This window comes from Streptococcus rubneri, assembly GCF_004785935.1.
Lineage (GTDB): Bacteria > Bacillota > Bacilli > Lactobacillales > Streptococcaceae > Streptococcus > Streptococcus rubneri.
In genome coordinates this window covers 1-15271 of sequence record NZ_SRRP01000001.1, presented here as the reverse complement: position 1 = coordinate 15271, position 15271 = coordinate 1, and the positions used below count along the sequence as shown (strand labels likewise).

The window sequence follows — 15271 nt, the reverse complement described above, 5'->3', positions numbered from 1 at the left end:
AGACTAGATTTTCACTAGTCCCCTTACTTATATAATTCGTTAAATAATGCTGTAAAATTCAAAATTTCCACGTTTTTTTACCAATCTGAAATAATCTTCGTCTGATAAAATGGCAAGACCATCCTCATAGGAGGCAATCTTCTTTTCTGCTTCCTCATAAGTGGATACAAAATCTTTCACATAAGACTGGCCTTCAAACTGACCATTCATCTTGGTATAGATAATCGCAAATTTTCCTGAACGATCCAGTTGAGACGGGCCATTGCTCTCATTAAGGGCAAAAGCAATCCGCTCTGCGATGCGTTTAATTACAGGGACGACCACACTATTTCCAGCTTGTTTGTAGAGTTGACCATTGGAAACACCCTCAGGCAACTTAAAGGTCTTTGGATAACCTTGTACATTGAAGGTTTCTTTTGGTGTTAACTTACGAATTTCCCCAGTGTCAGTCAAAATCAACGGAACATTATGCCCGCCTGTTCCCATATTGGCCGTTAAGGTTGGAACAACGCCGTTTTTATTCTCACGAACGTATTGACGACGCCACTGGTAGACCGTGTCTTGACTGTTCACATTGGCCTTGAGATCAGCGTAGAAATTCTGCTTCCCTTCTCGATAATAGTAGGCCTCATCTGGCTTGGCACCAAAATCAATGACATCACTCAAAGTCGTTGTCAGCTTAATTTCCTCAGGGAACTCAAATAAGTCATAGGCTTCTTTGGTATCAAAACCAACGATGTAGATCCGCTCACGGTTTTGAGGGATATTTCCATAGTCTTTCCCGTTGAGAACCTTCCACTTGATGAAGTAGTTGTTCTCGGTCAAGGCTTCACGAATCACCTTGAAGGTATTCCCATGGTCATGACCGACCATGTTTTTGACATTTTCAATGAAAATCGCACGAGGTTTGCATCCCTCAATCATGCGAAGCAATTCGAAAAAAAGATCGCCACGATCATCATCAAAGCCCTTGCGATAACCCGCAATACTAAAGGCCTGACATGGGAAACCTCCCATAATCACATCCACGCGCTCAGCTGGAATATCCTCTGGCTGAACGTCGTGAATGTCACGACCATCCAAATGCGTATTTGGATAATTTAAACGATAAGTCTGACGCGCATACTTATCAAATTCATTGGCATACACCACTCTGAACTCGTTGGTCTGTTCAAATCCCAACTCAATTCCCCCAACACCTGAGAAGAAAGCTGCAATGTTGTACTTCTCAGGTCGGTTCGAACTTACAGAATTTGTCATGTAGTAACCTGCTTTCTAAAATATTTGGTCTTCATGGCGTGAAATTTTATCAACTAATAATGCTTTCAGTAATTTTTGATATTTTATCAAATCAAAAACTTTGAGAATTCACCAATTCACAAAAATTATTTATACAACTATAAATATGGTCTCTATATTTTTCTATATCAGCCACTGTCAAGTCTTTGCCATTATCTTCAAAAGAAATGTTTCCATGTGCTAAACTATTTCTCATATCTTTAATAGACTTTAACGAACCACCATAATCTGAAAACTGTGATTCTTCGAAACGTACTCCATGTTTATGTAAGATTTCCTTTATAGTTCGTACATCAGCATTTCCAGATAAGGAAAAATCTTTCTCAAAATCTAATGAAATAAAAAATTCTTGACTAATAGAATTTTCAATCATTTCAAATACATCCGCAACAATAGTATTTTCTTTAATATCTTTAATCTTGCTTGAAATCCACAATTTTCTTAACTCTAGAATCACTTCAGAATATGAGGACGCTGATGTATTGAATTTATTGTAAAAGTCACTCATAGTTTTCCTAACAGTAGCCTCTACATAATTATATAGCATGATTACGACATTTGATTTCATAGATTTAAAAACAGCTTCAGCTTCACTATGTTGAATAATCTCAACTTTAAAACTATGGCATTCATCAAAAGGAACTCCAACAAACGTTCTTTCAATACTCTTTAAAAAAATAATAAAACGATCTACCTCAATTTTTAAATTATCCATATTAATTATTCTGAAGTGAAATTTCCTGTTAATAGGAAATTTTTAACACCATAAATCCGATCTATAACTTTACTTCTGTTATTTGCTGCATCTGTTGTTGTCCATCTAACAAAGTTATCGCTAGATAACATCTCTATTATTTTATCTCTGGTAATAACATTTTCTAACTCAGGATTATCTCTCAAGGCAAGATTAACACCCACTGCTATAGCTTCAAATCTCACACGAGGTGTTTGTTTTCTATCTTCTTTTTGAAATCCTCTATCAAAATAATTCTGAACGAATTGCATTGTATTGTTAAATTCAGTTTTGAAATGTTCTTCCTTGATTTCATCCCAAGCTTTACCTTCTTTAGCAATGTAACGATCAACAAAATTTGTCACATGACCATCATATGAGTTTAGATCATTGCTATATGCAAAAAAACGACTGATTAATTCGATATCCATTTTCCTATTAATTGCACTTATTGAAAGGTTAGTATTTGCTATAAATATCGGATCACTCTTAAGTTCTTTTATAAGCCTCATCAACGGATTATCACTTTCTCTACCTGCTCTAACTTCACTTGAATTTGCACGAAGAGAACTTGTGTTTAATCTATCAAATAAATCTTTACGAACTTCATTTGGGGTAGATTCTTTTAAAACAATAATTCTTAATGATTTAGCCCTTAACCTATTTTTTTCTGAATTTGGTAAATCTTCAAAAGAACAATTATTCAGTTTTGTAAGTTTTTTAAGATGTTCCAATTCAAAATCATCATTTAAAAATTCAGTTAATGTTGAAATTCGTTGTAAACCATCAATAATTTCTAATTTACCTTCAGGAGTATCAGCTAAAAAAATTAGAGGAATAGGATAATCTAAAATCAATGACTCAATAAATCGTGATTTGTACAAAATACTCCAAAGTGATTCTTCACGTTGATAATCAGGCGTAAATATTCTTGAATCATTTTCGTATAGCGAAACAATAAATTCAACTGGATAATCTCGGGTATCATAATTCAAATCGTTTTTTAGTTCTAAAATTTGTTTTTCAATTTCTTTTTTATTTTCTTCATTAAATAAATCAAGTTGTTTTTTCATAATACACTTCCAAATGTTTCATTATACTTGTTCCAATTACTTCACCTAACTTTGGAGGTACAGCATTGCCAATTTGTGTTGCAATTCTTTGATTGGAGAATGAGTCTAAATTATTGATAAATTGATAGGTTCGTGGAAAACTTTGTAAAATAGCTCCTTCTCTAAGGCTAAGTGCCCTATCTTGTTCTGGATGCCCAAATCTACCATTTCCATAACCGGGGAATTGTGTTGTTATTGTAGAGGATGGTTTATCCCACTCTAATCTACCATATACGGAACCATAAGTTGCGCCACTCTCTTTTTTAAAACATTCCGGTAATAAAGAATCATCCCAGTCTCTCCACGTCCCTCCTGGCTTAGAACTACGAATTCGACTTAAATTAATGTTAGATAAATTTCGAGCTGTATGCAACACATCTAAAGGGTCGGTCTCTCCAGCATTTAACTTTGGCAGATCCCCTATAGCCTGTCTAATAGTCGGGTAATCCTTTGTAGACAACTCTTCTATAAAGGAAATTTCTCCAAATTTAGATGCTAGAAGTAATAAACGTTTTCTATTTTGGGGAATGCCGTAAGCAGGGGCAAAAGCAATTTTCCAATTTACTTTATATCCTTCAGTTTCTAGTAATGTTAAAAAATTGTTAAAAACAGTTTCTTTAGCTAATTGTGGTACATTTTCCATTGAAACAATATCTGGCTTTACCAGTCTAACTTGCTTTCCAAAGTAGTCTAGTAAATCCATCTTTTGAATTGTATTTTTATTGTTTTTATATTTGTGACTATATGTCGAAAAAGGTTGACAGGGAGCACATCCAATCAGTACTTTTATGTCAGTATCTGATGGATATAATCCTAATATTTCATCGTCTTCAATTTCCTTAACATCTTTTAAAATAAATTTAGCATTATTGTTGTGCTCGTACGCAAATTTGCTTTTTTCATCAATATCATAACCAGCAACAACATTGATACCCGCCTGTTGAATACCATACGTTAGACCGCCTACACCACAAAATAAATCAACTGCATTTATTTTCATATCGGCCTCCTATTGCTTTTTGTTTTATTCTTATATTTTACCATAAAACAACTAAAAAAGCAGTTCTGATATTAGTTCAACTTATCAGAATCTGCTTAATCTATGTTTATTTCACCAATTTCTTCATCTCATCGATACGTGCGACGGTCGCATCGTATTTAGCTTGGTAGTCGGCTTGTTTGTCGCGTTCTTTTTGGACGACTTCTGGTTTGGCGTTGGCTACGAAGCGTTCGTTAGAGAGTTTCTTGCCGACCATGTCCAGTTCTTTTTGCCATTTAGCTAGTTCCTTGTCGAGACGAGTCAGTTCTTCTTCGACATTGAGGAGGTCTGCCAGTGGCAAGTAGATTTCTGCTCCTGTGATGACGCTTGACATAGCGAGTTCAGGTGCAGGGATGGTTGATGCGATTTCCAAGTGTTCTGGATTTGTGAAGCGTTTGATGTAGTTGACATTGCTGTTAAAGAAGGTTTCCAAGTCGCTATCGCTGGTCTTAACAAGGATGGTGATTGGCTTGCTTGGAGCAACGTTTACTTCTGCACGCGCATTACGAACAGCACGGATCAAGTCTTTGAGGCTTTCCACACCAGTGTGGGCAGCAAGGTCTTCAAAGGCTGGGTTAACAGTTGGGTATTCTGCTGTAACGATAGAGCCTTCTGAGATTTGTCCAAAGATTTCCTCTGTCACGAAAGGCATGATTGGGTGAAGAAGACGAAGGATCTTGTCCAAAGTGTAAAGGAGAACAGAACGTGTGATGACTTTCTCTTCTTCATTATCGCTATAAAGGACTTCCTTGGTCAACTCAACGTACCAGTCTGCAAATTCGTCCCAGATGAAATTGTAGAGGATGTGACCAGCCACACCGAATTCAAATTTGTCAAAGTTAGCCGTTGCTTTTCCGATAGTTTCGTTGAGGTTGTGAAGAATCCAGCGGTCAGTAACGTTTCCAGCCTCCTTGTTAACAACTTTTTCCACATTAGCAGTTGCTTGCTCAAGGGTCAAGCCTTCATTGTTCATGAGGATGTAACGAGAGATGTTCCAGATCTTGTTAATGAAGTTCCATGAAGCATCCATTTTCTCGTAAGAGAAGCGCACGTCTTGCCCTGGTGCAGAACCGTTTGAAAGGAACCAACGAAGGGCATCGGCACCGTATTTCTCGATAACATCCATTGGGTCGATCCCGTTACCAAGTGACTTAGACATCTTGCGTCCTTGCTCGTCACGAATAAGACCGTGGATAAGGACGTTTTGGAATGGCTGACGGCCAGTGAATTCCAAAGATTGGAAGATCATACGAGACACCCAGAAGAAGATGATGTCATAACCTGTTACCAAGGTTGAAGTTGGGAAGTAGCGTTTGAAGTCTTCAGAGTCGACATCCGGCCAGCCCATGGTTGAGAATGGCCAAAGGGCAGAACTGAACCACGTATCCAAGACGTCTTCGTCCTGAGTCCATCCGTCACCTTCTGGCGCTTCTTCACCGACGTACATTTCACCCTCAGCATTGTACCAAGCAGGGATTTGGTGACCCCACCAGAGCTGACGAGAGATTACCCAGTCATGGACATTTTCCATCCATTGGAGGAAGGTATCGTTGAAACGAGGCGGGTAGAATTCTACCTTGTCCTCAGTGTCTTGGTTGGCAATGGCATTTTTAGCCAATTGGTCCATCTTAACGAACCATTGCGTAGACAAGCGTGGCTCAACTACAACACCTGTACGTTCTGAGTGACCAACACTGTGGACACGTTTTTCGATTTTAACGAGGGCACCGATTTCTTCCAACTTAGCAACGACTGCCTTACGAGCCTCAAAACGGTCCATACCTGCAAATTCAAAGGCCAAGTCATTCATAGTTCCGTCATCGTTCATGACGTTAACTTGTGGCAAGTTATGGCGTTGACCAACCAAGAAGTCGTTTGGATCGTGGGCAGGCGTGATTTTCACGACACCAGTACCAAATTCAGGATCTGCGTGTTCGTCCCCAACGATTGGGATGAGTTTATTAGCGATTGGAAGGGTGACATTTTTACCAATCAAGTCCTTGTAGCGTGGGTCTTCTGGATTGACCGCAACAGCAACGTCCCCAAACATAGTCTCAGGACGAGTGGTTGCCACTTCAAGGGCGCATGAGCCGTCTTCCAGCATGTAGTTCATGTGGTAGAAGGCACCTTCAACATCCTTATGGATCACCTCGATATCAGAAAGGGCTGTGCGAGCTGCTGGGTCCCAGTTGATGATAAACTCACCACGATAGATCCAGCCTTTCTTGTAAAGGTCCACAAAGACCTTACGAACAGCTTTTGACAAGCCTTCGTCAAGCGTAAAACGCTCACGAGAGTAGTCTACAGAGAGCCCCATCTTGCCCCATTGTTCCTTGATAGTAGTGGCATACTCGTCTTTCCATTCCCAGACTTTCTCAAGGAATTTCTCACGACCGAGGTCATAACGGCTGATGCCCTCGCCACGCAAGCGCTCCTCAACCTTAGCCTGAGTCGCAATCCCCGCGTGGTCCATCCCTGGAAGCCAAAGCGTATCAAAACCTTGCATGCGTTTTTGACGGATAATGATATCTTGCAAAGTTGTATCCCAAGCGTGACCAAGGTGGAGTTTACCAGTTACGTTTGGTGGTGGAATCACGATAGAATAAGGCTTAGCCTTTTTATCGCCTGAAGGCTTGAAAACATCTTCGTCAAGCCATTTTTGGTAACGACCAGCCTCAACCTCGGCTGGATTGTATTTAGGTGAAAGTTCTTTAGACATGTGTGTGTCCTTTCTCTATTGTTTTCATTTTTTCTTGAATCTGCTTTGCGACTTCTTCTGCAGACAGATTCGTATTATCAATTTTCAGGTAGTGGTGAAGACCACTCGGTTGCTTTTGAGAATTAAGTTGATCTGTTTTATCAGTCTCTAAAATTTCTCTTTCAGATATCTCAAAATTCCGTTTCAAGGGTTTGTATTTCAACCGATTCTCCGTCCGATTGCGACGTAAGCGCTCCTCAAGAGACGTTTCTAATTCAACAAAGAGAATCTCTTGATGATACTCATTTAATAAATCTTGAATATCCTTCAAATACATCAGATGATATTGATTTGAAAAATCAGTTACACCTGTTAAAATTACCGACCGATGATGCCTGGCGCTTGTTCCAAGAAAAGAAAAGTTAACGCTACGAACAAATTCCCACATTTCTTCCGTAAAATCCTGATAGATTTCGAGTGCGAAATCAATTGGTTGATGGTTGAAAAAGAGAGTCGCACCAGTGAGTTTCGAAAGTTCCTGACCAATGGTCATTTTCCCTGCAGCTGGAGCCCCAATGATGAAAACATGCATCAATCCACCTCCCACTCACTCTTCAGCAAGCCATATCTCAAATCATCACAGCGGTTGCCTTGGGCATCTTTGCGATCTCTTATGCGAGCTTCAAGGGTAAAGCCAAGTTTTTCCGCGACTCGTTGACTTTGAAGGTTGTAACCAAAGCAAGACAGTTCTATCTTGTGAAGGTTAAGTTCTTTAAAAGCTAAATCAATCAAAGCACGCGCTGCTTCAGGCACATAGCCTCGCCCCCAATAGTCTGGGTGCAAGGTATAGCCAATCTCCAGCACATCGTCTTCGTGGCGATGGTTGAAGTCGACAGAACCAATGATTGTATCCGTCCCTTTGACCATAATTCCATAGCCAGCTGGGAGATTGTCCTTTTGATTACGCTCAGGAAGGATATGCTCTAGATAATAAATCTCATCTTCCAAGGTCTTGACGGGTGGAAAACCTGCTGGGTAAGAGACTTCTGGACGACTAGCATAGTCAAAGATATCCTCGGCATCCGCCACGGTACGGACTCGTAAGATCAGTCGCTCGGTTTCGATTCGTTCTGGCAACTCTGCTCTTGTCATCCTTCTCCCTCTCTTTCTACAAAAAATCGCCCCTGCCATCTACATGACAGGGACGAATGTATTAATCCGCGGTACCACCCAATTTCGGGCAGAGCCCGCAACTTTGTTTATTTCATTTTCATCCATTAGCAACTAGTTTTGACACATTTGTGGACTTCTCAGCACCGCCACTTTCTGTAAAATGTGGGACTCAAAACACCTCTAACAGCTTCATTTTATCAAGTTTTCCTGGAAATAGCAAGAAATCACAAAAGTGATTATTTAAACTTGACACCAAGTTCTTGCAATTTTTTGATAGTAGCTGGGCCGATTCCTTTAAGGGCCAACAACTCTTTCTCTGTCCAGTTTGCGAAGTCCGCAACAGAGCGAATACCTTCATCATAGAATGTTTGCGCACGATCTAGTGCTACACCTTCCAAGCTTGCAGCGAATTCTTCTACTGAAGAAGCTGCTTGTTTCACTTCTTTCGCTACTGCTTTTGCTGCTTTCTCAACTTTCTTAGGCGCTTCTTTAACAGCTGCTCCTACAGTTGCGACAGCTTTTTTCAAAAGATGTCTATTTTGATGTTTGTATTGTTTCGCACGGTTAACGTTCTTCTTTGCCATTTTTCCTCCTACGTATCCAGTGATCAATCCCTAAGGCAACAAGGTTTCATCACCAATATTACTTTCGATAATTCGTTGATGTCTGTTCAACTTTTTTATTGTAACACAATCCCTCGAAAAATCAAGTCATTGCACTATTTTCAGCCAAATCCAGCTAGTCAAAGGCCTTCACAGAAATCCTTTAATAGGTTCTCTCTCCAAACAAGCCATCTGGAAGATCGTGGAAGCCTTTCCCCTCGTGGTAGTTGGTAAACTTCCCTTGAAGGAATTGATAGGCATCCAAGCGACTCTCATAGCGGATCATAGCTTCCTTGGCCCGCTCGTCCTGATCTTCTTCATAGACCTTCTTGCTTTCTGTCAGGGCCATCTCATTGATCATGACTTGGGTCTTGATCCACTCCTCAAAATCCTTCATAAACTCTGTTTCGTAACTCATCTTTACTCCATTTCTCTATAAAAATCCGTATCGATCTCTCGATAAGGTTGAATATCTTGAACATATTCCAAGACCCCTTGAAAGTCTCCAGCATCATCACGCACTGCTGCATAGGTGACATGGACAAATTTCCCACGCGATTCGGATTTGAACCACATTTCATACTTGTCTTTTTTCCCTTCTCGAAGCCCCTGCATAATCGCTTTGACTTTCTCCAAGTATTTTGGTGGGTGACACAATTCGACATTGCGTCCTACCTGCGACGGCGTCCGTTTGAAAATCATCTCCTCAAAAGGCGCTGCATCATTGTAATACTGGAAGATATCATCCTTATTGACAAAAGTGATCTCCATCGGCAGATGGTTCAAGATCAAGTTGGCCTGCTCTACAGAGAGAAAGCCATGCCCAAAAGCTTGTTGCTGTTGGCGATCGAAACTCTCTTCTTTTTTCTTAGGCCTGAAGGTAATCGTAAACTGACCCTCAGGAGTCTCAATGACCTGACGCCGCTCGCCTCCTTCTGAAGAAGTAAGGGTATCACCTGAACCTTCTGATTCTGCTGTTCCTTCTTCCTTGAAGTCCACGCGTTTCGGCACCCATTTCTCACTCGGAATGATAATGGCATAGCCATAGGCATCACTTTCTTCCGCAATGGAGAGCCAATCATCCTGGCTAAAGGCCTCCAGTAAAATCATCAAGAGGATGGACTCTTCCTTGAAAATCATAGCCTCAAACTCTTGCGCAAAGGCTTCAAAGCGCTTTTTAACTTCTGAAATGGCAGAATCAGGCAGGGCTTTGGCCACATCCAGAGTTTTCGCAAAGAGGTTTCGAATCTGGTCATCTACCCCCCACATGACTTTAGGAGGAGAATCATGGCCATAGCGCTCCATAATCGGAAACATCAACTCTTCCTTCCGGCGGTAATGCCGGTCAAATTGACCCACCAAGCCCAGCTGACGCAACAAGCCTTTCTGAATCTCCTGGATCATCTCAGGATCATCCGTCGTCTCATAATTATCCAGCAAACGGCGGACCCGCATCATAGCGGCCCGAAGGGCCAAGTTCTCCTGTTTAAAGATCTGAACCGGGTGACCTGGATGGTCTGTATCTGCCACTTCGACCCCTTGTACAGCGTTCTTAAAGAGATTAGCATGGACATCGCACAGCTCCATGACATCCTCAAAGGTGATGCCTGCATCGGAGTTCATCAGCTCATGCTCCATGAGGGAAATCTCAATCGCAGACACCCCGCTAAAGGTCGCATCAAAGCGCTCTTGGACCGACTCAGGAGAAGCTCCATGATGAAGGTCTAATAAGATGTCTCTCAAGACATGAATTCGTTCATCGCTCATTGGTCTAGCCCCACAACTTCATAGCCGTTAGCCTCTAGCGTTCGCACAATCTTGTCCATAGGAGTGCCTTCTAATTTTGATCCTTGTTTTAAGGAAACCTTGCGCCCAACTGTATTGCGCATGATTGGATTGGCTAAGGGTTTAAAGCCCAACTCCACCAACAAGTCCAATACTTCCGGATGTTGATCAATGACTTGAGCAACCGGAATCGATACATCAATTTTATTATCCATTTCTCACTCTCACATTCTTCTCTCATCTAAGCTCCTAGGAAACTAACGCTCCTCCTGGGAAAGCTCCTCATCCCTCTGATTGGCCTTTTCATACATGATTTGCCAAATATCCATTGTTGATCCCTATTTGATTAAGCTTTCTTGACTAACTTGACGACAGCCTCTGTCCGAGCTGTATGGGGAAACATATCCACTGACTGGATGTAGACGACATCATACACCTTGGTCAAGTCCACGAGATCCCGCGCCAGGGTGGAAACATTGCAAGAAACGTAAACCATCTTTTGAGGGGCATAGCGCAACAAGGTGTCAATCAATTGAACCCCCAGTCCTGTTCGTGGTGGATCCACAATGACTGCATCTGCCCGATAGCCTTCCTTGTACCAACGAGGAATAATTTCCTCAGCCGTCCCAGCTTCATAGTGGGTGTTAGCAAATCCCATCTGCTTAGCATTGTACTTGGCATCCTCAATCGCTTCAGGGATAATGTCCATCCCCCGGACACTCTTGACCTTGTCCGCAAAGGCAAAACCAATGGTCCCAACCCCGCAGTAGGCATCAATCAAATGATCCTCTGGTGATACATCCAAGGCCTTGACAGCTTCACTATAGAGGACTTCTGTCTGCTCAGGATTTAACTGATAAAAGGCACGAGGAGACAAGGAAAATTCATAATCCAAGACCCCTTCTCGAATGGTCTCCTGTCCCCAAATAATCTGTGTCTTCTCTCCATAGATCTCGCTGGATTTGGAGGTATTCAGATTGACTGCCACCGTCACAATTTCAGGGTGTTTTTCTACCAAATCCGCGACCAAGTCTGTTAAATTAATCTGCCGACTCGTCACCACGATCATTTGGACCTGTCCAGTCTTACGAGCCCGGCGCACCATGATGGTTCGAACTCCCAATTGCTTCCGATCATCTGAAATCGGAATCTGGTAGTAGGTCAATAACTCCGCTACATGGTTAGCGATTTCCTGAATGATTGGATCCTGGACCAGACACTCCCTTAATTCCACCAAATAATGGGAATTTTGGGCGTACAAACCAGCCTTGACCTGCCCCTTAAATTTACGCGTCTGAAATTGAAGTTTGGCCCGATAATACTGTGGTTTTTCCATCCCAAGCGTCGGACGGATCAGATAATTTTCATACCCCTCAGGAGCATATTTTTTCAAGGCCTGCTGCAGCAAGTCCGTTTTGAACTCCAACTGCTTGCTGTACTTCAGATGCATGATCTGGCAGCCCCCACAGGTCTCATAGATATCACAGGTTGGCGTTACCCGATACTTGGAAGCCTTGTTGACAGACAAGAGCTTGGCTTCTGCAAAGTTCTTCCGAATCGCAGTAATTTGGCAAAAGACATCTTCACCCTTTAAAGCCCCAGGCACGAAGACCAAGGTTTTCTTGTAAAAGCCAATCCCTTCTCCATTAATTCCCATTCGCTTGATTTTCAAAGGAATTCTTTGTTTAACTTTTAGATTCATATGTCTATTATACCATGTAGTTTCTCATTCGTTTAGAATATGATAAAATTGAAAAGAAAAACAAGGAATTACAGGCCATTTCTCAATAAGAATACGAATAATATAGAGAGAAAGACTGATTATTTATGCAATAAAACTCAAACGAAACAGGAATCCTATGAAAATCACCAAATTAGAAAAGAAAAAACGTCTCTACTTTCTAGAGCTGGATCAAGCCCACTCCCTCTACATTACAGAAGACACCATCGTCCGCTTCATGCTCTCACGAGACAAGGAAATTAGCCAGGAAGAACTCAAGGAAATCCAAACCTTTGCCCAGCTCTCCCATGCTAAAAATTTAGCCCTCTACCACCTTTCCTTTAAAGCCCGAACAGCTCGCGAAGTTCGCGACTACTTAGCCAAGCATGAAATTGACGAATCTACCATTGAAACCGTCATGAACACCCTAAAAGAAGACAAATGGATCGATGACTTGGCCTATACTCGCGCCATCTTTCAATCCAATCAACTCTCAGGTGACAAGGGACCCTATCTCCTCAAGCAAAAGCTCATTCAAAAAGGTGTCTCTTCCCACTATACTGATCAGATTACCTCAGAAATTGATTTTTCCGAAGTAGCTCAACGAACTGCCCAAAAACTAGCTAAGCAATACATTAAAAAACTTCCACCAAGAGCCTTAAAAGATAAAATCACACAAACTCTCATCAATAAAGGCTTTAGTTATGAAGTTGCTAAAGAAGCCTACCACCAATTAGACATCGAGCAAGATGAAGAACAAACTCTCGACCTCATTATGAAGGAAGTGGAAAAACAGTATCAGAAATACTCACGAAAATATGAGGGCTACGAACTCAAACAACGCCTCACCCAAGCTCTTGCTCGCAAAGGGTATGACTACTCTGACATTTCTACAGCTCTTCGCGAATTCCTTTAAATAAAAATACATGAAAATCCCTTATTTTCATGAAAATATGATACAATATAGGGGATGTACTTAGATTGTAGAAAGTTGGTAAGTTATGAAACTACCTAAAGAAGGCGACTTTATTACAATTCAAAGTTATAAACATGATGGAAGTCTCCACCGAACTTGGCGGGACACCATGGTACTAAAAACTACGGAAAACGCACTTATCGGCGTCAACGATCATACTCTCGTCACAGAGAGGGATGGTAGAAGATGGATTACAAGAGAGCCAGCAATTGTCTACTTTCATAAGAAGTACTGGTTCAATATCATCGCTATGATACGAGGTAATGAAGTATCCTATTATTGTAATCTTGCCAGTCCATATTATATGGACCAAGAAGCACTAAAGTATATAGATTATGATCTTGATGTCAAAGTCTTCCCAGATGGTGATAAGAAACTGCTGGACGTAGAAGAATACGAACAGCACAAACGCAAAATGAATTATTCAGATGACATTGACTTTATCCTAAAAGAAAATGTCAAAATCCTTGTAGATTGGATCAACAATCAATTAGGTCCATTCTCTGAGGAATACATTAAAATTTGGTACAACCGTTATGTTGAACTGCGAAATAAATAAAGTTGGAAAGAGCGAAAGCTCTTTTTTTCGAACTTAATACTTGCAATATCCAAGTAAAACAAGTACTATGTACTTAAAAAAATAGGAAGGGAGACACTATGGCGTTTACAAATACAAGAGGTCGCTATGCAAGTTTTGGAGTCATGACCAGCTTACCAGATGATATTATAGATAGTTTCTGGTATGTCATTGATAACTATCTCAAACACGTTTACCCCTTAAATTCTGTTTTAAAATTTGAACTGATCAATCGCAAAGGAAAAACAACCCTTCGCTTCAGTCAAAAAGACTTCCCCTTAGAAATCGCTATTGATTTCCTTATTCCTTTCGACCCTTACTACCCAAGGCAAGTCAGAATCGTTGATAACAAAGGTCGAGAAACGATTATGCTGATTGACGAATATCAGTTGCTATAGAAAAAGGCTCTATAATTTCTGTAGTGGGTAAAACCACCATAGGAATTATGAAGCCTATTTTGTTGTAGAAAATGGTGAAAAGAGTAAACAAAAAAAGGCCAAAAGACCTTTTTCATATTTATCGGGAAGACAGGATTCGAACCTGCGACACCTTGGTCCCAAACCAAGTACTCTACCAAGCTGAGCTACTTCCCGAACTAAAGCTTACGCTTTATGCACCCTAGAGGAGTCGAACCTCTAACCGCCTGATTCGTAGTCAGGTACTCTATCCAGTTGAGCTAAGGGTGCTCATTTCTATTCAATTGCTACATAGTCTTGCGACCATGCACCCTAGAGGAGTCGAACCTCTAACCGCCTGATTCGTAGTCAGGTACTCTATCCAGTTGAGCTAAGGGTGCTTCTTCTTCAACCTAAGTCTATGCCGAGGACCGGAATCGAACCGGTACGATCGTTACCAATCGCAGGATTTTAAGTCCTGTGCGTCTGCCAGTTCCGCCACCCCGGCCTCCTCAAGCGAACGACGGGATTCGAACCCGCGACCCCCACCTTGGCAAGGTGGTGTTCTACCACTGAACTACGTTCGCATCTGTTTCTTTATATAAAAAAATGCCGGCTACATGACTTGAACACGCGACCCTCTGATTACAAATCAGATGCTCTACCAACTGAGCTAAGCCGGCTCATTATTATTCTTCTATGCGGGTTAAGGGACTTGAACCCCCACGCCGTAAAGCGCCAGATCCTAAATCTGGTGCGTCTGCCAATTCCGCCAAACCCGCTATAATGACCCGTACTGGGCTCGAACCAGTGACCCATTGATTAAAAGTCAATTGCTCTACCAACTGAGCTAACGAGTCGTATCATTATCTTCTAGAAACTTCGTTCCTACGGTCCCGACGGGAATCGAACCCGCGATCTTCGCCGTGACAGGGCGACGTGATAACCGCTACACTACGGGACCTATGGGAGTTAACGGGATCGAACCGCTGACCCTCTGCTTGTAAGGCAGATGCTCTCCCAGCTGAGCTAAACTCCCAAAAAAGGAAGTCTTCTAACTTCCTATCTTGCTAAGCGACTACCATATCTCACAGGGGGCAACCCCCAACTACTTCCGGCGTTCTAGGGCTTAACTGCTGTGTTCGGCATGGGTACAGGTGTA

The 15271-nt window shown here is 41.6% G+C and carries 15 protein-coding genes, 10 tRNA genes and 1 rRNA gene; 3 read left to right on the top strand and 23 right to left on the bottom strand.

Annotated elements, in window-relative coordinates; all coding sequences use genetic code 11:
• Nucleotides 1–39: 39 nt before the first annotated feature.
• The 12 genes from E5S68_RS00130 to rlmD all read right to left on the bottom strand — a co-directional run bounded on the left by E5S68_RS00130 (nt 40) and on the right by rlmD (nt 12143).
• Entirely contained in the window at nt 40–1260 is a 1221-nt protein-coding gene (locus E5S68_RS00130; protein WP_135781841.1) for a DNA cytosine methyltransferase, read from the bottom strand.
• Between the two features lie 91 nt (nt 1261–1351).
• On the bottom strand, nt 1352–2014 hold the full coding sequence (locus tag E5S68_RS00125; RefSeq protein WP_135781840.1) for an MAE_28990/MAE_18760 family HEPN-like nuclease: 663 nt from the start codon (nt 2012–2014) through the stop codon (nt 1352–1354).
• A 5-nt stretch (nt 2015–2019) separates the two neighbouring features.
• Nucleotides 2020–3105 carry a DUF262 domain-containing protein gene (locus E5S68_RS00120; protein ID WP_135781839.1) on the bottom strand — a complete coding sequence of 362 codons (1086 nt, stop codon included), beginning with the start codon at nt 3103–3105 and terminating at the stop codon, nt 2020–2022.
• A complete protein-coding gene (locus E5S68_RS00115; RefSeq protein ID WP_135781838.1) occupies nt 3089–4144 on the bottom strand; it encodes a DNA cytosine methyltransferase in 1056 nt (351 codons plus the stop codon). The genes E5S68_RS00120 and E5S68_RS00115 overlap by 17 nt, the downstream gene beginning before the upstream one ends.
• Before the next feature lie 106 nt (nt 4145–4250).
• A complete protein-coding gene (locus tag E5S68_RS00110; protein WP_135781837.1) occupies nt 4251–6902 on the bottom strand; it encodes a valine--tRNA ligase in 2652 nt (883 codons plus the stop codon).
• On the bottom strand, nt 6895–7473 hold the full coding sequence (locus E5S68_RS00105) for an ATP-binding protein (protein ID WP_135781836.1): 579 nt from the start codon (nt 7471–7473) through the stop codon (nt 6895–6897). Before E5S68_RS00105 ends, E5S68_RS00110 begins: the two co-directional genes overlap by 8 nt.
• A complete protein-coding gene (locus E5S68_RS00100) occupies nt 7473–8033 on the bottom strand; it encodes a GNAT family N-acetyltransferase (protein ID WP_135781835.1) in 561 nt (186 codons plus the stop codon). The genes E5S68_RS00105 and E5S68_RS00100 overlap by 1 nt, the downstream gene beginning before the upstream one ends.
• Nucleotides 8034–8290: 257 nt before the next feature.
• Nucleotides 8291–8638: a helix-hairpin-helix domain-containing protein gene (locus E5S68_RS00095; RefSeq protein WP_048715836.1), complete on the bottom strand. Its 348-nt coding sequence runs from the start codon at nt 8636–8638 to the stop codon at nt 8291–8293.
• Nucleotides 8639–8819: 181 nt separating this feature from the next.
• Nucleotides 8820–9074 (bottom strand): DUF1912 family protein, encoded by a 255-nt coding sequence (locus E5S68_RS00090; RefSeq protein ID WP_135781834.1) that lies wholly within the window; start codon nt 9072–9074, stop codon nt 8820–8822.
• Nucleotides 9075–9076: 2 nt separating this feature from the next.
• Entirely contained in the window at nt 9077–10423 is a 1347-nt protein-coding gene (locus E5S68_RS00085; RefSeq protein WP_135781833.1) for a DUF438 domain-containing protein, read from the bottom strand.
• A complete protein-coding gene (locus tag E5S68_RS00080; protein WP_135781832.1) occupies nt 10420–10656 on the bottom strand; it encodes a DUF1858 domain-containing protein in 237 nt (78 codons plus the stop codon). The genes E5S68_RS00085 and E5S68_RS00080 overlap by 4 nt, the downstream gene beginning before the upstream one ends.
• A gap of 131 nt (nt 10657–10787) precedes the next feature.
• The gene (gene rlmD, locus E5S68_RS00075; protein WP_135781831.1) at nt 10788–12143 is read right to left on the bottom strand and encodes a 23S rRNA (uracil(1939)-C(5))-methyltransferase RlmD; all 1356 of its coding nucleotides are present in this window, start codon (nt 12141–12143) and stop codon (nt 10788–10790) included.
• A gap of 157 nt (nt 12144–12300) precedes the next feature.
• Between rlmD and recX the strand changes: the two genes are divergently transcribed.
• From recX to E5S68_RS00060, 3 genes are all read left to right on the top strand, one after another.
• Nucleotides 12301–13077: a recombination regulator RecX gene (recX, locus tag E5S68_RS00070; protein ID WP_135781830.1), complete on the top strand. Its 777-nt coding sequence runs from the start codon at nt 12301–12303 to the stop codon at nt 13075–13077.
• An 85-nt stretch (nt 13078–13162) separates the two neighbouring features.
• A complete protein-coding gene (gene ntdP / locus E5S68_RS00065) occupies nt 13163–13696 on the top strand; it encodes a nucleoside tri-diphosphate phosphatase (RefSeq protein ID WP_135781829.1) in 534 nt (177 codons plus the stop codon).
• Nucleotides 13697–13794: 98 nt separating this feature from the next.
• Complete coding sequence (locus tag E5S68_RS00060) at nt 13795–14112, top strand: DUF960 domain-containing protein (RefSeq protein WP_135781828.1); 318 nt, start codon at nt 13795–13797, stop codon at nt 14110–14112.
• A 121-nt stretch (nt 14113–14233) separates the two neighbouring features.
• Here E5S68_RS00060 and E5S68_RS00055 read toward each other — a convergent pair.
• The 11 genes from E5S68_RS00055 to rrf form a co-directional block, all read right to left on the bottom strand.
• A tRNA-Pro gene (locus tag E5S68_RS00055) sits at nt 14234–14307 on the bottom strand.
• 19 nt (nt 14308–14326) lie between these two features.
• A tRNA-Arg gene (locus E5S68_RS00050) sits at nt 14327–14400 on the bottom strand.
• A gap of 36 nt (nt 14401–14436) precedes the next feature.
• Nucleotides 14437–14510 (bottom strand) — tRNA-Arg (locus E5S68_RS00045).
• A 21-nt stretch (nt 14511–14531) separates the two neighbouring features.
• Nucleotides 14532–14617, bottom strand: a tRNA-Leu gene (locus E5S68_RS00040).
• Nucleotides 14618–14624: 7 nt separating this feature from the next.
• A tRNA-Gly gene (locus tag E5S68_RS00035) sits at nt 14625–14696 on the bottom strand.
• Between the two features lie 23 nt (nt 14697–14719).
• Nucleotides 14720–14792: transfer RNA gene (locus E5S68_RS00030), tRNA-Thr, on the bottom strand.
• 17 nt (nt 14793–14809) lie between these two features.
• Nucleotides 14810–14891, bottom strand: a tRNA-Leu gene (locus tag E5S68_RS00025).
• A gap of 5 nt (nt 14892–14896) precedes the next feature.
• Nucleotides 14897–14969 (bottom strand) — tRNA-Lys (locus E5S68_RS00020).
• A 31-nt stretch (nt 14970–15000) separates the two neighbouring features.
• Nucleotides 15001–15073: transfer RNA gene (locus E5S68_RS00015), tRNA-Asp, on the bottom strand.
• A 2-nt stretch (nt 15074–15075) separates the two neighbouring features.
• Nucleotides 15076–15148, bottom strand: a tRNA-Val gene (locus E5S68_RS00010).
• Between the two features lie 30 nt (nt 15149–15178).
• Nucleotides 15179–15271, bottom strand: a 5S ribosomal RNA gene (gene rrf / locus E5S68_RS00005); the annotation flags it as partial.